12 protein-coding genes are annotated in these 15936 nt (G+C 67.4%); 6 read left to right on the top strand and 6 right to left on the bottom strand.

Going from position 1 to position 15936, the window contains the following annotated elements; genetic code table 11:
- The 3 genes from EOA23_RS21330 to EOA23_RS21320 form a co-directional block, all read right to left on the bottom strand.
- A partial coding sequence (locus tag EOA23_RS21330; RefSeq protein ID WP_145966451.1) for a GNAT family N-acetyltransferase occupies positions 1 to 399 on the bottom strand: 399 nt, incomplete at its 3' end.
- Positions 400 to 775: 376 nt separating this feature from the next.
- On the bottom strand, positions 776 to 1984 hold the full coding sequence (locus EOA23_RS21325; protein ID WP_127305593.1) for an NAD(P)/FAD-dependent oxidoreductase: 1209 nt from the start codon (positions 1982 to 1984) through the stop codon (positions 776 to 778).
- A complete protein-coding gene (locus EOA23_RS21320) occupies positions 1981 to 3507 on the bottom strand; it encodes a formyl transferase (protein WP_127305592.1) in 1527 nt (508 codons plus the stop codon). The genes EOA23_RS21325 and EOA23_RS21320 overlap by 4 nt, the downstream gene beginning before the upstream one ends.
- Positions 3508 to 3753: 246 nt before the next feature.
- Here EOA23_RS21320 and EOA23_RS21315 point away from each other — a divergent pair, with 246 nt between their 5' ends.
- Both EOA23_RS21315 and EOA23_RS21310 read left to right on the top strand, forming a co-directional pair.
- Positions 3754 to 5853 (top strand): Wzz/FepE/Etk N-terminal domain-containing protein, encoded by a 2100-nt coding sequence (locus tag EOA23_RS21315; protein WP_127305591.1) that lies wholly within the window; start codon positions 3754 to 3756, stop codon positions 5851 to 5853.
- 49 nt (positions 5854 to 5902) lie between these two features.
- Positions 5903 to 7201, top strand: coding sequence for a VpsF family polysaccharide biosynthesis protein (locus tag EOA23_RS21310; protein WP_245474280.1), 1299 nt, complete (start codon positions 5903 to 5905; stop codon positions 7199 to 7201).
- A 34-nt stretch (positions 7202 to 7235) separates the two neighbouring features.
- Here EOA23_RS21310 and EOA23_RS21305 read toward each other — a convergent pair whose 3' ends face one another.
- Complete coding sequence (locus tag EOA23_RS21305; protein WP_127305590.1) at positions 7236 to 8456, bottom strand: TCR/Tet family MFS transporter; 1221 nt, start codon at positions 8454 to 8456, stop codon at positions 7236 to 7238.
- 170 nt (positions 8457 to 8626) lie between these two features.
- Between EOA23_RS21305 and EOA23_RS21300 the strand changes: the two genes are divergently transcribed.
- Entirely contained in the window at positions 8627 to 9265 is a 639-nt protein-coding gene (locus EOA23_RS21300; protein ID WP_127305589.1) for a TetR/AcrR family transcriptional regulator, read from the top strand.
- Between the two features lie 93 nt (positions 9266 to 9358).
- On the opposite strand, the gene EOA23_RS21295 is transcribed toward EOA23_RS21300, so the two are convergent.
- Positions 9359 to 10624, bottom strand: coding sequence for a cellulase family glycosylhydrolase (locus EOA23_RS21295; RefSeq protein ID WP_127305595.1), 1266 nt, complete (start codon positions 10622 to 10624; stop codon positions 9359 to 9361).
- Between the two features lie 40 nt (positions 10625 to 10664).
- The gene (locus EOA23_RS21290) at positions 10665 to 11852 is read right to left on the bottom strand and encodes a DUF1972 domain-containing protein (protein WP_245474279.1); all 1188 of its coding nucleotides are present in this window, start codon (positions 11850 to 11852) and stop codon (positions 10665 to 10667) included.
- A 358-nt stretch (positions 11853 to 12210) separates the two neighbouring features.
- On the opposite strand from EOA23_RS21290, the gene EOA23_RS21285 reads away from it, so the two are divergent.
- From EOA23_RS21285 to EOA23_RS21275, 3 genes are read left to right on the top strand one after another with little or no spacing between them, the layout of a single operon-like run.
- On the top strand, positions 12211 to 13395 hold the full coding sequence (locus tag EOA23_RS21285) for a glycosyltransferase family 4 protein (protein ID WP_127305587.1): 1185 nt from the start codon (positions 12211 to 12213) through the stop codon (positions 13393 to 13395).
- Positions 13392 to 14699, top strand: a complete 1308-nt coding sequence (locus EOA23_RS21280) for a hypothetical protein (protein WP_127305586.1) — start codon at positions 13392 to 13394, stop codon at positions 14697 to 14699. The genes EOA23_RS21285 and EOA23_RS21280 overlap by 4 nt, the downstream gene beginning before the upstream one ends.
- Before the next feature lie 9 nt (positions 14700 to 14708).
- Positions 14709 to 15935, top strand: coding sequence for a GNAT family N-acetyltransferase (locus EOA23_RS21275; RefSeq protein WP_245474278.1), 1227 nt, complete (start codon positions 14709 to 14711; stop codon positions 15933 to 15935).
- Position 15936 lies beyond the last annotated feature (1 nt).

Raw genomic sequence — 15936 nt, 5'->3', positions numbered from 1 at the left:
GTAGAAGGCGATCGCGCGGTCGTTGCCTTCGATAACCTCCAGCGCGATCGACGGGATGCCGGCATGCGCGGCAAGCACGGCATGCAGAAGGTCGACCGCGAGCCCGCTGCCGAATGCCTGCGGCTCGATATGCAGCCGCTCCAGCGTGACGTCGCCTTTGGCGTCCATCGCCGCCATCGTATAGCCGGCGATCGATCCGTCGGCGCGTTCGGCGACGAAGGACATCTTGTCCTCGTCCTTGAGTTCTTGCGCAAGCTGGTCCGGCGCGTGCCTTTCGTCGGAAAGCCTGGCCACGGTCTCGTCGCCCATGATCGGCGCGTAGGTCCGCCGCCAGGATTGGCCGAGCAGCCGCGACACATCGGCAAGGTCTTTCCTCGTCATCGCCCGGATGCGGGTCATGGTCGTTGTCCTTGTTTCGATTTGAAGATAGGGCGAAGCGCGGCGCGGGGCCAATCCCCGGGCGCGCGGAAGGCGCGGATCCAGTCGGCGCCTTTCGGGCGTTCAAGCGGCTATCACGGGCGGCGCAAACGATCCGAGGCAACCAGGGTGTTGGCTCCGCGGCGGTGAGAGCCGGTCCCTTGCGTGCCGCCGCTAGCCCGCTGCCGAACCGATGGGAGCGGCAGCGGGCCATTGTGCGACGGGAGTGCTGTCCCGCCGAGCAGGAGACACTGCTCACCTTTGGTTTAAGCGGGCATCGCGAGGGACGCGACTTACGGATTCGTAAGCTCACTCACGATGACGTGCCCAAGGCGCGCCCGGCGGCGCAGCGCCCCTCTCACGCCGCGCGCGGCTCGGCCGGGTTTCCGCCCTCGCGGATACGTCGGCTGAAGACCATCAACTGCCGCGCGGTGTTGTTGCGCAGGCGGCGCAGGCGCCATTCCAGCCCCGTCTCGGTGGTGATGCGCTTGGCATAGATGCTGGCGCGTAGGGCCCTGGTGTCGGCCGCGACCTTGATCGGATCGTCATAGAAGGCGCAGATCTTGTCGGCCGCCATGCCGGGCGTTTCGAGCCAGGCGGGAATATGCGTGGAGCTGAGGCAATCGACATCGGTTAGCACACGGTTTATCCCGTCGCCTTGCGCAGGGCAGGTCGTGGCGAACGCATCGCCGATGAAGACCACGCCGTCGCGGCGATGGCCCTGTGTAGTCGTCAGGCTGACCTGCCGCACCTCGACCTCGCTGGCGACGGCGAAGTTGCCGCATCGCTGGGCAATCTCCGGCATCAGGTCCAGCAGCATCTTTTGCGGGTTCTCGCGGAACGCCCGCACCCACGGGTCGGCGACGGTCCGATAGACGAACATGTTCGCCCGCAGCCGCTCGCCGATCCGGAAGATGGTAAGAAAGGCAATGCGATCGGCGACCCGCCTTGCGTAGAAGGTGAGGGACTGCAGGCCGAATTCCTGCGGCGTCATCGTCAGATCGAACCCCATCGACAGCGAATGCGCTTTCGATTCCTCGATGCGCTCGACGCCGATGGCGCGCCGCACCGCCTCGCTGTAGCCGGTGGCCACCACCAGAAGCCGCGCATCGATGACGGAGCCGTCGGTGAGCACCAGGCGCTGCCGGTCCGGTCCGGTCGACACCTCGGCGACCTTGCCCACCGTCAGCGGCACTTCCGGAGGCAGCGCCGCGCGCATGCCATTGACCAGCGGCGCGTAGGAAAAGGCGTATTCGAAGGTCTGCTTGCGCTCGAACAACTGGCCAAAGCGAAAGACATGGAGATCGGTCATCGGCGTGGAGAGCGATCTGAACACCTGGCCAAGGCCAAGCTTGTCGAACAGCCCCATCTGTTCGTCTCGGGTTTTCTCGGCCCGGAATTCGTCATGGTGGACACGATGCGGATCAATCAGCGCCACCTTGCGGCCAGCTTTGGCGAGCGTTATCGCCAGAACGGTTCCGGCCAGCCCGGCGCCGACGATCGCCACTTCCGCCTCGGTCCGGCCGGGCGGGGCTGCGGGCGTTTCGCGGTTCACGGTGGTGCTCATTGCTTGTCTCCAAGGCCCGTTGGCATGTTCTCTCGCCGCTGCTTCCAGCGCGGCGCCATTGCCGAACCATCTATGAATTCCAGCCCGCCCGCTTCGTTGAGCGTATGCAGCTTGCGGCCGGCCCAGCCGGCGCCGGGATTGAGGATCGTCTCGACGACCTGTTCGAAGCCGGTGTCGTCGAGCCGCGTGACCCGCGCGATGCCGAGCGCGGCGCCATAGCTCCTGCGGCAATCCTGCACCGGACGCAGAAGCTGCCCGCCGCGGCTCACCATGCGTCCCGCGGGGCGCGCCGACGCGATGTCGATCAGCAGCGGGTTCTTCGGATGCGGCGTCCACGGCCCGCGGAAATCCGGCGCCGACCACAGATGCAGCTGGTCCGAGAAGGCGCCGCCGCCGTCGCGCACGGTGGCGAACATCCACCAGCGACCGCCATGCTCGGTGAGCGTTGCGTCGCTGGCGACGATGTCCGACAACAGCGTCGCTTCCTTGACCCAGCCGCCGGGGAAGGCGGTGGCGCGGTAGAGATCGACGGTCCGGTTGGCACCGCTTTCCGGCACCATCCACATCTCGCCGTCGCGCTCGAACACGAAGGGATAGGAGAGGTGGTAGGGCAGTTCCAGTACCGGCTTCGGGACGCCCGCCGGTCCGTTCGGTCCGAAAGCCACCGCCGACAGGATCGCCTTGCCGGTGCGGTGGATATAGTCCTCGACGAACAGCGTCACCTGGCCGCGGTAAAGCACCGGGAACGGATCGGCGTAGAAGCGGCTGCCGTCGTCGGCCAGGTCCCGCCAGCCCGATTGCGGATGGGCGCGCAGTTCGTAGAGGTCCCGGCCTCCGGTCTCGCGCCAGCCGACCCGCCAGTGCGGAGCGTTGTAGCACAGATGATAGATCTGCTGGACGATGCGCCGCGCCGTGGCCTTGGCGGCCCGCACGCCGAGCTTCGTGGCCGATGGCATAAGCGGGGACGACGCCCCGGATGGCGGTTCGGGCAGCACAGGCAGGTGCGAGCGTGCGGCGCCATTGACCGCCGCCACGATCAGGCTGGCCGTGCGCGCCAGCATGTCCTGGAAGGACGCTAGCGCAATGCCGTGATATTCGGTGCCGAGCCGCCCTTCGGCGATGGTCGCGCCGTTCTGCTCCAGCCGGGCGAGCGGCGTGCGGCCGGCAAGGATGAGCGCCAGCAGCGCTTCCTCGCCGCAGACGCCGTCATAGGCGAGTCGCCATACCTGTCCGCCTTGCGGCTTGACATCGCCGACGAGGTCGATCGTGAGATCGGCCGGCGTGGATGCCCTCGCATGGCCGGCGAGCGTCGAAATCGGCACACGCCTGGCCGTCCCATTGGCGGGCAGGCGGGGGATAAGCGTCTCAAGCTGGAACAGCGCCTCGGCCGCCTGCGGCACACCGCCCGCCGCCGGACGCGCGTCGACGCAAAGCTCGATCCCGGGCAGCTGCGACAGCCTTTCGGCCAGCGCGACATGGAAAGCGCGCACGCGGTCGCCGTTGAGGCGCAGGCTCAGGCGCATGGCCGGTCCCCGGGCGTCTCGCCTCCGGAGTCGGCAGGCAGGCCCGCCGGGTCTAGTTCCCGCCGCATACGCACGATGTCTCCAATTTCAGCTGCACCTAATTTCCACCGTGTCGGTGCAAACTTCGTGCCAGGGCAGGCCCAATTTATGAACATAATTAACAGTGTTTTAATCGTTGCCGGGAATAGCTAAGCCAACGCCGCATTTCTCGTCTTGCCGGCCGATGGAGCGTTGTCGGAGCGACCTTTGCAACCACCCCTGCTCATGGTCCCCCAGCAGAACGCTCCGGAGGCGGTCGCGCCGGCGCCAGCTTATTATGCGCCCGCACCGGCGCCAGCGTCCGCCACGGTCGAGCTTGGCGATCTCGGCCGCATCCTGCTGCGGCGCCGCTTCCTGATCCTCGCCGTCACCGCGCTGCTCACCGCATTGACGCTCGTCTACACCATGCTGACGCCGGCGCTCTACTCCTCGACGGCGCAGATCATCGTCGATCCCGAGGACCTCCAGGTCGTCACCAACGACGTCAATCCGAGCCGCATCTCGCCCGACGGCGGCATCACCCAGGTCGAGAGCCAGGTCAGCGTCGCGCAGTCGAACGGCGTCCTGCTGCGCGCGATCAAGGCGGAGAACCTCACCGAGGATCCGGAGTTCAACGGGCAGGGCGTTCTCGGTCGCTGGATGGGCATGCTCTTCGGCGACAGCGACACCGACAGGACGGCGACCACGCTGGATTCGCTGCGCCGCGTGCTCGCCGTGAAGCGCGACGACAAGGTTCTGGTGCTCAACATCATCATCACCGCCAAGAGCGCGCAGAAGGCGTCGGACATCGCCAACGCCATCGCCACCGCCTACCTTGCCGACCAGGCCGACGCGCGCAAGGAAAAGGCGGCCAAGGCCTCCGAGGCGATCACTGCGCGGCTCGACGAACAGCGCAAGCGCGTCGAGCAGGCCGAGAACGCGGTCGAGGCCTATCGCTTGCAGCACAACATGGTGATGGCCCAGGGCAATCTGGTGAGCGACCAGGAACTGACCGGGCTCAATGCCGAGCTGACCGCCGCGCAGGCGCGAACCCAGCAACTGAAGGCGCAGGTCGATCAGTTGCGCAGGCAGGGCAGCGCGCCGGACGCGACCTCGGAAGCCACGCGCTCCTCGACGATTTCGAGCCTCAGGGCACAGGAAGCGGCGCTGGTCGACCAGATCGCGCAACTCGGCACCGGGCTCGGGCCGCGCCACCCCTCGATGATCGCCGCCCAGCAGCAGCTGCGCGACCTGCGCGTGCTGATCCAGCGCGAGCTTGGCCGCATCGTCACCGCTGCGGAGACCGACTATGAACGGTCCCTGGCCAACCAGCAGGCGCTGCAGGCCAAGGTGGCGGCGCTCAAGTCGAAATCGCTCGATACCGACCAGGCTTCGGTGCGCCTGCGCGAATTGCAGCGCGACCTCGACGCCGTGCGCACCGTCTATGCCAACTACCTGCAGCGCGCCCAAGAAACGCGCGAGCAGACCAATGTCGACAGCACCAATGCCCGCATCATCTCCGAAGCCATGCCGGCGCTGAAGAAGAGCTGGCCGCCGAAGGGCCTGCTTGTGTTCGGCGCCGTGTTCGGCGGGCTGGCGCTGGGCATCGGCATGGCGCTGATCGCCGAATATCTCTCGCCGACGGTGCTTTCCGCCAACCAGATGCAGACGGCCATCGAGGCGCCGGTGCTGGGCGTGCTGCCGGGCAGGGGACGCCGCCGCTCCGGCGGCGTGGCGCAGAAGACCGACGCCGTGGCGGGGCTCGCGCTGCAGCGCATCGCCGCCGCCACCAGGCGTCCGCCCGACTGGCCGCTGGTGCCCTCGATCCTGGTGGCGTCGCCGCCCGAGGACAAGGCGCAGCGCTCGAGGGTGGCATGGCAGCTCGCCAACGCGGCGGCGGCCAGGGGCCGCCGCGTGCTGTTCATCGACATCAATGCCGGCAAGGGCCAGAAGGACCCGCAGCCCGGCGTGCTCGACGTGCTGCGCGGCGAATATCCGCTCGACGCGGTCAGCCGCTATGCGCCGGGCAGTTCCGTCGCGCTGATCGGCCGGGGCCGGCCGGCAGCCGTGTTCCAGGAAGCTCAGGCGCTCTATTTCGCCCATCGCATGCTGGCCGAGGCCAACCACAGTTTCGAGCTCGTCGTCATCGACGGCGGCGCCCTGGCCGACGACCTCAACGTCCTGCCGCTGGTCGCCATGGCCGACGAGATCCTGCTCGTCGCCAGGCTGAACGCGACGCCGATGCGCGACGTCGCCTCGACCTCCGAAGCGGTCTCGGTCATGGGACGGCTGCCGACCGGCGCCATGCTGGTCGACGAGGCGGCCTGACATGGCCTCGATCCTGGCTGGTCCCGCCCGGCCTGTCCCCGGCTACGGCATGGCGGGCCCGCGCACTGTTCCGGTCGACACGCTGACCCGTCTTGGCATCACCGTTGCGGTGCTGCTTCTGTTTTCCATCTCGGGCGGCATGCTGTGGCTGGCCGGCTACAATTACGACGGCCTGCAGGGCAGCCCGCTGAGCAAGATTCACCCGTCTACCTATCTCTTCGTGCTCGTCTTCGTCTGGCGCGCCTGCACCTTCGGCAATCCGGTCGGCTATGTGGTCCATGTCACCAACAAGCGGCCGGCAACGATGCTGATGGCGGTGATCTCGACGGTACTTCTCTTCGTCGTCATCCTCAGGCAGCGCCCCGGCATGGCGGGCATGATCGACACGTTCGTCGCCCCGGCGCTGGTCGTGCTGCTGCTCAGCGAGGACGACGAGAAGACCTTTGCCCAGATGCGGATCGTCATCCATGCCGTGATGACGGTGAACGCGCTGATGGCGCTGTTCGAGTTCGGCACCAAGCATCTGGTGTTCCCCTATAGGTTCGACGGCGCCGTGTTCGTCAATGATCTGCGCTCCACCGCGCTGCAGGGGCATCCGCTCTCCAATGCCACGGTCACCTCGATCTATGTGCTGGCGCTGCTGTCGGGTTCGCGCTCGCTGTCGACGCCGCTCAGGCTGGCGCTTGTCGGCTTGCAGTTCTGCGCGCTGGTCGCCTTCGGCGGCCGCTCGGGCATGGTGCTGACGATCCTGCTCGGCGGCGTCTATCTGCTGATCCAGGGCCTGGCACAGCTCAGGACCGGGCGCGTCAACCTTCTAGGCGCCGCGCTGGTGATCATGCTCGCCGCGCTGCTGCCGCTGGCGATCGCGCTTGCCGGCTATTACGGCTTCTTCGACGCTCTGCTCCAACGTTTCGTCTCCGACAGCGGCAGCGCCAACGCCCGCGTCGAGATGTTCGACCTCTTCCGGCATCTGGAGCTGCGCGACCTGATCGTCGGCCCCGATGTCGACCTGCTCGACAGCATGCGCCGCATCAGCGGCCTGGAGCAGGGCATCGAGAACCCGATCCTGCGCCTGACGCTCTACCAGGGCGCCTTCTTCACGCTCCTGATCTTCTTCGGCTTCGCGCTGTTCATGCACGAGGTCGCGCGCCGCTGCCACCCGGGCATCTGGCTGCCGATGCTGGGCTGGCTCATCTTGCTCAACACCTCCGAAAGCATCGCCTCCAAGACGACGCTGATGACCAAATTCGTGGTGATCGCGCTGGCGCTGTACAGGCCGGCGCGGGGGATCGCGGGACCGGCGCCCGGCGATGGGAGGAGGCGACACCTTATGCGGTCGTCATTCTAGGGTCTGCGCGCGTCGCTTCGCTCCTTGCTCCGCCCTAGAATGACGACCGCGAGAGGTTTGCACCCACAGCCACCCCGCTCGCCTCATGCCTCCGCGTCCCAAGCAACACCAGCGGCACCGCGACCAGGTTGATCGCGATCACCGACAGCCAGATCGCGCCGGGCCATTCTTTCTGCATGGCGAAGTACAGGGTCGAGAAGGACAGCGGCGCGATGATGGTGGCGAGGCTCACGGCCGAGGCCAGCACGCCCTGCAACTGGCCCTGGCGCTCCGCGTCGACCTGCCTCGTCGCCAGCGCCTGAAAGGCCGGCGTGCCGATGCCGGAGAGCGCGAAGACCGGCATGATGGCGAACACCATCCAGCCCTGATCGGCGAAGGCCATGACGGCGAGCGCCATGCATGCGCAGGCGATGCCGGCGACGAAGGCCTTGCGCTCGCCGAGCAGCCGGGCGGTCGGGCCGGGCAGGAAGGCCTGCGCCAGCGTCTGGCAAAGCCCGAACGCGCCGAGCGAAAGCCCGATCCAGAGGCCGTTCCACCCGAATGTGTCGAAACCCCAGAGCGCCCAGCAGGTGCCGTAGGCCTCACCGGCGCCGGAGAGGATGAAATAGACGAGGACGATGGGAAGCAGTCCCTTCATCGAGAACACCCAGCCGAGCGGCTTCAGCGGATTAAGCGCGGCGAGGTCTATCTTCCTGCGGGCCGGCGGGCGCGACTCCGGCAGGACGAAGACGGCCAGGATGAGGTTCGCGGCGTTGAGCAGGGCGGCGGCGATGAATGGCAGGCGGATCCAGTGGTCGCCGAGCACGCCGCCCAGCACCGGGCCGATGATGAAGCCGATGCCGAACATGGCGCTGAACAGGCCGAAGCGGCCGGCGCGCTTATCCTCGGGCGTGATGTCGGTGATGTAGGCCGTCGCCACGGCAATGTTGGCGCTGGTGAGCCCTGCGACGGCGCGGCCGATGAACAGCATCCAGAGCTGCGGCGCGAAGGCCATGACGAGGTAGTTGATCGCCGCGCCCGCCAGCGAAATCAGCAGGACCGGCCGCCGGCCCAGAGTGTCGCTCAAGGCGCCGAGCACTGGCGCGAAGACGAACTGCATGGCCGCGTAGAGCGCGGTCATGACGCCGATATAGGCGACGATGTCGAGACTGTGCGTCACCGCCTCGAGGAGACGCGGCAGGATGGGAAAGACGAGGCCGATGCCGACGGCGTCGAAGCAGATGGCGGCAAAGATGACAACGAGGGGTTTGTTCATGGGTTAGCTCCGTGAGCAAAGGCTTGTTAGCCGGGGCGGATCGCGTCGCGCCGGGGTATCAAACGTGTGTGTACTGAGTTTTAATATGTACTGAGTACACATATCGCGTGTTGGCGAAGCGGAGTCAATACGAATATGTACTGAGTACATAAATCATGCTACGAGAAGCCATGCCCGAACCATCAGACCGCCGCGCCCGCAAGCGCCTCGCCACCCGCAAGGTCATCTCCGACACCGCCACGCGCCTGTTCATGGAGCGCGGCTTCGATCATGTGACGGTGGACGAGATCGCCGAGGCCGCCGATGTCGGGCGCATGACGGTGTTCAACCACTTCCCGCGCAAGGAAGACATGTTCTTCGACCGCGACGAGGAGGGGCGCGAGATGCTGCGCGACGCGGTGCGGCAGCGCCCGGCCGGCGTCGCCCCGCTGGAGGCGCTGTGCCGGCTCGCGCACCGGCTGGTGGCGGAGAAAAGTCCCGTCGTCGAGTTTTCAGCCAGAAGCGAGCGCCTGGTGCCGACAGTCGCCGGCAGCGAGACCCTGAAGGGGCGGGCGCGGGCGATTCGCGACGAACTGGCCGACCTGGTCGCCGCGGCGCTGGCCGAAGCGGTCGGGCGCGATGGCGCCGATCCCGACGCCCGTCTCGCGGCAAGCCTGCTGCTGGCGACCTGGACGGTCGCCTTCCTCGAAGCGCATCGCACTTTTCGCGAGACGCGCAGCCGAGAGAAGGCGAATGAAGCTTTCCTGGCGCTCGTCGACAAGGGGGCGACGGGCCTGAGAGCCGCAATGGCCGGCACGCCTTATTTGTGAGCCGCTGGCTCGATTTCGCAAAAATGTATCGGCTCCCGCCCGCCGGCTCCCGCATCAAACCAAAGCTTTGGCGTGGTTTGCTGATTCAACAAATCAAGTTGGCGGCATCGTCAAGCCGAGCGCCTCGACCATGGCGGGATCGAGCGCGCGGGTTATGTCGTCCATCATGCCCATGCCGTCGAACAGGTCCCAGAACGCCCAGGGAAAGCCGGCGGCTTCGGCGCTCTGTCGGACGTCGGCGATGTAGCGGGCGCGGTCGGGATTGGGCGCGGCGGTGTAGCGGGCGTCGGTGCGCAACGCGCCGAACTCGCCCATGATGATGCGCCCGGGCGCGATGCCATGGCCGTCCGCCCAGTCGCTCACCTGCGCGAGATAGCCGTCGATGAAGCGGCGGTCGGGCTGGGCGTCGAAATAGACTTTCAGCACCTTCTCGGTCTCGGCATAGGCGGCCTTCTTGGCTTCGTCGGACCTCTCCGTATCCTCAGCCATCCTGGCCCGGACCGAGGCCAGCGTCTGCTCCAATGAGCCGGCCGAGGCCGGCCACGGCACGTTGTTCAGCGCGCGATAGACCGGCTCGCCCATCCATGGCGCGCCCTGATGGCTGAACAGGTAGGGTTCGTAGAAGTGGAAGGTGAACAGGATTGGCTCGAATTCCGCCAGCGGCGCCGGATCGAGCGCGGTGAGGCCCCGCACCATCGAGCCGCAGCCGCCGGTGGTGAGCAGCGGCAGGTCTTTCGCCGAGCTTCGCGCGGTGGTCAGCAGCGCCGCCTGCACCTTGGGCCACACCTCGGAGGTGCAATCCTGCGGCGGCTCGTTGACCGGCTCCAGCGCGACCCTGCTGGGCGCCATGTCCTTGAGCATACCCGCCACGTCGGCGACGAAGGCCCGGTAGCGGGCGAATTCCGGCGCGCCGGTGCTGGAAACCATGCGCTCGGGGTTCCAGTAATGGGTGGCGCCATTGGCCTGCACGTTGACGATGACGCCGAGATCGGCGGCTAGGGCGGCTTCGACCGCAGCGCCGAGCATCGCCATGAGGTCGCCGCGCCGGCCCGCATCGGCGGCCAGGAACGGGCCCGGATCGACAGGCAGGCGGATGAAGTCAAGCCCGCTGGCGCGCAGCCGGGCAAGGTCGGCCGGCGTCGGCACGGGGCGCTGCGACTGAAAGGGCGGCCAGTCATAGTCGGTGCGTGGAGCGGGAAATTCGCGCGTCAGCGCAAACCACGGCCAGGCGTTGACGCCGCGCCTGAAAGGCCATTCGCCGGCGGCGCGCGCTTTAGATACAAGCGGCGGGACCGCCAGCGGCGCCGTCGCCGCGACCAGCGCCGCGCCGAGCAGACGGCGGCGAGACCAGCCGGTCATGCGTGCCCAGTCATGCGTGCCCCAGTCATGCGTGCCCCAGTCATGCGTGCTTGGCCCGGTCGGCTTGCGCCGGCGCGGCGGTGGCGCCGCCGAGCTGCCGCAGCGCTTCCTTCTCATAGGCGCTGAGCACGTCTTCCCAGCGGAAGTCCTCGCGGGCGCGCGCCCGCGCCGCCTTGCTGCAGCGCGCCACCAGCGCGTCGTCGGCCAGCGCCGCGTCGATCCGTGCGCTCAGGCTGTCGGTGTCGTTGAAATAGATCGCCGCCTCGCCGGCGACCCAGCGGTTGTAGCGGTTGTCATGGGCGATCACCATGTTGCCGGCGGCCAGCGCTTCGACCAGCGAGGGATTGGTGCCGCCCACAGTGTGGCCGTGCATATAGGCGCGCGCATGGTAGCGCAGCGCCTTCACGGTCGCCTGGTCGTAGATCGCGCCCGGCATGATCACCGTGGTGCCTGCCGCCTCGCGCACGGCGCGATGGTAGGGGATCTCGTCGTTGAGCGTGCCCAGCACCACCAGCTTCATGTCGCCGCGATCGCGGCGGCGGAAAGCTTCGATGATCGGCAGGATATTGTTGTCGGGTTCGATGCGCGCGATCGAGACCAGATATTTGCCGGGCTCGAGCCTGAGCGCGCGAACGGGTTCCTCCGGCGCCGAGGTCACCGGGTCGGCCCCGTAGGCGATGGTGGCGATGGCGCTGCGCGGCCGCCTTGTCGCCAGATGGTCGGCGATCGCAGGGTGGTCTGCGATAAGCCGTTGCGAGAGCCAGGCGCCGATCCATTCGTTGAGCCAGAACCAGGCGCGCGCCGCCGGCCCCCATTTCGGCCGCCGCCACTCGATGCCGTCCATATTGGTGATGATCTTGCGCCGCATGAGCCTGAGCCAGGTCAGGAACACCGCGCCGTTATAGCCGAGCACCAGGCACACGCCGGGGCGCCTGGCGGCGTCGAGCACGCATTGCCAGTCGAATTCCAGCGTCGCGCGCGGACCCCTGGAGGCGACCTCGATGGTGATGAGCTCGATGCCGCGCCAGATGTCGCTCGTCACCCTTTGGTCGACGCGCTCGACTTCCTTCTGGCAATAGACGCCGACCTTCCAGCCGCGTCCGGCCAGGAAAAGCGCCAGCCGCTCGGCAAAAGTCTCGAAGCCGCCGTGGGAAGCCGGAATGCCGCGCGTGCCCAGGATCAGGATCGAAGGCTTTTCGATCGGGTTGGAAGGTCGTTCCGGTTTCAAAATAAAAGGATTCCCCCCGGGGTCCGGTCATGGTTGTTGCTATGTCAATGACCGCCCAGCAACTTCCGTGCCAGGGGTACCCCCAAGGGTGGATACTCGCATGAAGGTGTAAAATTTCTCTTCAGAACGCGGGGCTTGCTTCATTATCGGTCAACCTTCGCGACGTATCTGTGTCGATACGGGGCACGGTCGGGTACCAGGGCCGCAGCAGGGCAATCAGGAAGCCGGCACGATCCTTGCTCCCGGGCCTGCAGTGGCCACCGCTGGGTGGAGCGGCGTGCGGATTTGGCATGAAGTTTCTTCCGCGCTTGAAGGGCCCGGTGCCGAGCGGACTCGAGGTGCAGGTGGAAAGAGAGTGATGCGCATTGCCTGCGTTCATCAAGGCTACGAGCTCTATGGTTCTGACCGCAGCTTCGCCGAGAGCGTGGCTGCGTTGCGCGCCGCGTTTCCGGCCGCCGAGATCGAGGTCGTGCTGCCGCGCGAGGGGCCGATCGTCGAGATCCTCAAGCCGCATGCCAGCCGCATCGTGTTTGAGTCGCTCTGGGTGCTCAGGCGCCAGGCGATGCTCAGGCTCGCCACCGTCGAGATGGCGCGGCTGCCCGCTGCGCTCTGGCGCGCCTGGCGCCGCATGCGGGGCAGCGACCTGACCTACATCAACACCTCGATCATCGCCGACTATGCGCTGGCCGCGCGGCTTCTGCCGCGCAAGGCGCTGCTGCACATCCACGAGATCCCCGAGGGCATATTGCGCAAGGTGCTTGTCGCGCTGATGCGCTGGAGCCGTGCGGACCTGATCTTCAACTCGCGCGCCACGCGCGCAACGTTCGGCGATCCGCCGGCCGTCGATGCCAGGGGGCGGCGCACGCATGTCGTCTATAACGGCGTCGCCGGGCCGCTGGCTGCCCTGCCGGTGACCTATGACGGCAGCCGCCCGCTCAGGGTCCTGCTGCTTGGCCGCGTCAACCGCATCAAGGGGCAGGAGGTGCTGCTCGAAGCGGTCGCCTCGCTTCCCGCGGCGCTGCGCAATCGCGTCGAGGTCCGTCTCGTCGGCGGCGCCTTCGAAAGCGTCGAGCGCGAGCAGGCGCTCGCCGAGCTGGTCGATCGCATGGGGCTGACCGGACATGTCGAGGTGCTGCCCTTCGTCTCCGACCCCACCGACCACTACCGCTGGGCCGACATCGTTGCGGTGCCGTCGCGCCGCCCGGAATCGCTCGGTCGCGTCGCCATCGAGGCGATGGGCTGGGGCAGGCCGCCGCTGGTGTCGGCGATCGGCGGACTGGTGGAAGTGGTGGCCGACGGCGAGACCGGCTGGCATGTGCCGCCGGGGGATGCCAAGGCCCTTGCCGGCAAGCTCAATGAGATCATCCAGCGGCCGGAGCTCTGGCGCGGCTTCGCCGCCGCCGGCCGGGCGCGCTACGAGACGCTCTTCAGCGAGCATATCGCCGCCGCCGCGATCGTGGCGATCGTGGCCGACAAGCTGAAAGCGGCGACGCCGCGGCGAGGGCGGGCGGGCGTCGCCCGCGAGGCGGAGACGAGCCCGTGAAGTTCACCTTCCCGGCCCATCTGGTGCGGCGCCTCATGCTGATGATCGGCGGCGAGGCGATGCAGAGCGGCTTCCATTTCGCTCTCAACATCGCGCTGCTGCATCTTCTGTCGGCCGAAGGTTACGGCCTCTTCGCGCTGGCCATGGTGATGGGCGGCGTCGGTCTGTCCTATATCCGCTCGCTCACCGCCGTTCCGGCCGCCATATGGATGGGCAAGAGCACCAACAGGATAGGCGTCGACGCCTATGACATGACCTTCGGATCGGCGGCGCTTGTGGTGGCGCTGCTGATGGGGCTGGGCACGGGGCTGCTGATGCGCCTCCTCGGCGACCCGAGCGGCATCGGCGCCGCCTGCTTCGTCTGCGCCTGGTCGCTGCGCAGCCATATGCGCACGGCATTCTTCGCGCGCCGCATGCAACTTGTCGTCTCCATCAGCGACGCCGCATTCACGATCGCGGGCATCGTGCTGGCGGCAGCGGCGATCTGGTTCTTTGCGAACGCGCTTCAGACCACCTTCTATGCACTTGCCGCGGCCAACATCGTCGGCATCGCCGTGCTGGTGAAGCTGGCGCGCCGCAGGCTGCGCGTCTCGTTTCGCGCGCCGACCTGGCGGCGCTATGCAAAGCTCTGGCCGCAGCTCTGCTGGTCGGGGTTCAGCGCCACCACCACCAACATCCAGGGGCAATCCCTGGCGCTGCTGGTCGCGGGCATCGCCGGGCCTGCCGCCTACGCCCCACTGGCTGCGGTGCTGGTGCTGTTCGCGCCGCTGCGCATCTCCAGCCTTGCCTTCTCGAACATGCTGCAGCCGGAACTTGCAAAGCTGGTGCGCAACAAGGAGTTCGACCGCGTCTGGACGCAGGCCAAGATCTGGGCGCTCGTCATGGGTTGCGGCAGCCTGGCCTATGGCTGCGGCGTCCTGTTCATCCTGCCGATGATCAAATCGCAGGCTCTGCAGCATGCCTCGGTCGGCCTGATCGGGATTTTCGCCATCGCCAATTTCGTGCCGATCATGGCCTATGTGATGCCGCGCGTGGTCCTCGAGATTCTGGGCGATTTCCGCATCGTCGCCTTCATCACCATGGCCGGCGCGATCGTCGGGCTGGCGACGATCGGCATCCTGCTGGCCGTCGCGCCGTCGACATGGGCGCTGGCCGGCGCCGCGGTGTCGGAGACCTTCGTGCTGGTGGCCTCATGGTATTTCACGGCCAACCGCATGTGGAACCTCAAGCACCCCAACGAGCAGCGCCCCACGATGGTCGGCGCCTGGCGCCGCGCGGCGACGCTCGCCGTGCAGAGACGATAGGAGAATGATGTGGCAAGCCAGGCAATGCCGATGGCCGCGATGACGACCGACCCGGCCGACGGCGAGGCCGCGCCCCACGCCGGCGCCGCTGGCATCGCTTACGTGGCGGAGTTGCACACCAGCCTGGAAACGGCCAAGCCGCTCTGGCTGCGTCTCGAGACGACCGGCGTGTGCACCGGCCACCAGCATTTCGCCTGGGCCGAGGGGATCGTCGAGCGGCTCATGCCCCCGAAAGCCGAACTGGCCATCGTCGAATTGCGGGACGCCGCGACGGGCGAACCTGTGATGCTTGTGCCGCTGATGCGGCGCCGCGCGTTCGGCCATTGGGTGATCGAGTGGCTGAGCTGCGGGGTCTGCGACTACGCGGCACCCTTGCTCGCCGACGCCACGCCCTGGACCAGGCAGTCCGCCGAGGCCGCCTGGGCGGCGGTGCTTTCCGTGCTGCCGCCGGCGGACCGCATTCACATCACCGGTATCCCGAAGGAGATCGGCGGCGTCGCCAATCCCCTGGCGCTGCTTTCGCCGGCGCGCGATTCCATCCATTCCCGCTACGGCATCGCCATGGATGGCGACGCCGAGACCGTCGTCAAGCGCATCTGCCGCCCATCCTTCGTCAAGGCCCTCAACAAGGACCTGCGCCGTCTGGATCGGAATGGTGGCCTGGCGTTGGTGGAAGCCGACACGCCGGCGTTGGTGGACTCGATTTTCGGCAAGCTGGTCGAAATGCGGCTCAGCCGTTTTCGCGAGCTCGGCCGGTTCGATCTCCTGGCGCGGCCGCCGGTCGCCGATTTCTACCGAAGCGCGGCGCAGCGCGGTCTGAAGGACGGTTCAGTACGCGTCTTCGGCCTGCGCGCCGGCGACGTCATGGTCGCGGTCCAGTACCTTTCGGTCCATCTCGGCACACTGCATGCGCTGCTGGTCGCGATCGACCAGGCCGCGGTGCCCAACGTTTCGCCCGGGCTGTGCATCATGGGCGAGCTGATCCGCTGGGGCCGCGGGCAGGGCTTCGACTATTTCGACTTGTCGGTCGGCAACCAGAGCTACAAGGAGCATATGGGCGCGGTGAGGTCGGTTCTGTCGGAGCTTTGCTACGGCATCACGCTGAAGGGCCTGGCCGCGAGCGGCGCCATCAAATATCGCGGCCGGGGCGTCGCCTTCGTGCGCGACAACCCGCGCCTGTTCAAGCTCGCGCAGGACTTCATGCAGCGTTGGCGGCGGCTGCGGGCGGGGCGGTGAG

Origin of the sequence: Mesorhizobium sp. M2A.F.Ca.ET.042.01.1.1, assembly GCF_003997405.1 — a bacterium.
Lineage (GTDB): Bacteria > Pseudomonadota > Alphaproteobacteria > Rhizobiales > Rhizobiaceae > Mesorhizobium.
The sequence above is the reverse complement of the archived record's forward strand: the minus strand, read 5'-3'. Positions and strand labels throughout refer to the sequence as shown.

Bases quoted from the DNA above. Each gene is read 5' to 3' on its own strand.
- EOA23_RS21325 (WP_127305593.1), bottom strand. From the start codon at position 1,984: ATGAGCACCACCGTGAACCGCGAAACGCCCGCAGCCCCGCCCGGCCGG.
- EOA23_RS21320 (WP_127305592.1), bottom strand. From the start codon at position 3,507: ATGCGCCTGAGCCTGCGCCTCAACGGCGACCGCGTGCGCGCTTTCCAT.
- EOA23_RS21310 (WP_245474280.1), top strand. From the start codon at position 5,903: ATGGCGGGCCCGCGCACTGTTCCGGTCGACACGCTGACCCGTCTTGGC.
- EOA23_RS21305 (WP_127305590.1), bottom strand. From the start codon at position 8,456: ATGAACAAACCCCTCGTTGTCATCTTTGCCGCCATCTGCTTCGACGCC.
- EOA23_RS21300 (WP_127305589.1), top strand. From the start codon at position 8,627: ATGCCCGAACCATCAGACCGCCGCGCCCGCAAGCGCCTCGCCACCCGC.
- EOA23_RS21295 (WP_127305595.1), bottom strand. From the start codon at position 10,624: ATGACCGGCTGGTCTCGCCGCCGTCTGCTCGGCGCGGCGCTGGTCGCG.
- EOA23_RS21285 (WP_127305587.1), top strand. From the start codon at position 12,211: ATGCGCATTGCCTGCGTTCATCAAGGCTACGAGCTCTATGGTTCTGAC.